Here is an 809-nt window from a genome sequence, read left to right as displayed (position 1 = left end):
ATTCATGGATTAGACAGTGTTCGTGCCACTGTCCGCAGCTCAAGGGTATGGTTTCGCGTGAAAATTCTAGTTACCGGCGGCGCCGGGTTCATCGGCTCGGCAGTCATCCGTTACATCATTTCCAACACTACCGACTCTGTGGTCAACGTCGATAAGTTGACTTATGCCGGTAACCTGGAGTCCCTGGCAGAAGTTAGCCAGGATCCGCGTTATGCATTTGAGCGCGTTGATATCTGCGATCGTGATCAGATCGACCGTGTTCTGCGTGAACATCAGCCGGATGCGATAATGCACCTAGCTGCTGAGTCCCACGTAGATCGTTCGATTACTGGTCCATCCGAGTTTATCCAAACCAATATCATTGGCACCTACACACTGTTGGAAGCTGCACGCCAATATTGGATGGCGCTGGATGATGTGCGCAAGGCCAGCTTCCGTTTCCATCACATTTCTACTGACGAAGTTTACGGAGATCTTGAAGGTCCGGAGGATCTCTTCACGGAAACGACGCCATATCAGCCAAGCTCACCGTACTCGGCGAGCAAGGCCAGTTCTGATCACCTCGTTCGCGCCTGGGCTCGTACTTATGGTCTGCCGACATTGGTCACGAACTGCTCGAACAACTACGGTCCTTGCCACTTCCCTGAGAAGTTGATCCCGCTGATCATTCTCAATGCACTTGAAGGAAAACCATTGCCGGTTTATGGCAAAGGTAATCAAGTGCGTGACTGGTTATACGTAGAAGATCATGCGCGTGCGTTGTACAAAGTTGTCACCGAGGGTGTCATCGGTGAGACGTACAACATCGG

At 51.4% G+C, this 809-nt stretch carries 1 protein-coding gene; it reads left to right on the top strand.

From position 1 onward, the window contains the following. Positions 1 to 57: 57 nt before the first annotated feature. The coding region (gene rfbB / locus HT737_RS06765; RefSeq protein WP_182401947.1) for a dTDP-glucose 4,6-dehydratase at positions 58 to 809 on the top strand (752 nt) is incomplete at its 3' end.

Source organism: Pseudomonas sp. MD195_PC81_125, assembly GCF_014060985.1.
GTDB classification, from domain to species: Bacteria; Pseudomonadota; Gammaproteobacteria; order Pseudomonadales; family Pseudomonadaceae; genus Aquipseudomonas; species Aquipseudomonas parakoreensis.
Note: the sequence above shows the minus strand (reverse complement) of the source record. Positions and strands in the feature narration are given on the sequence as shown.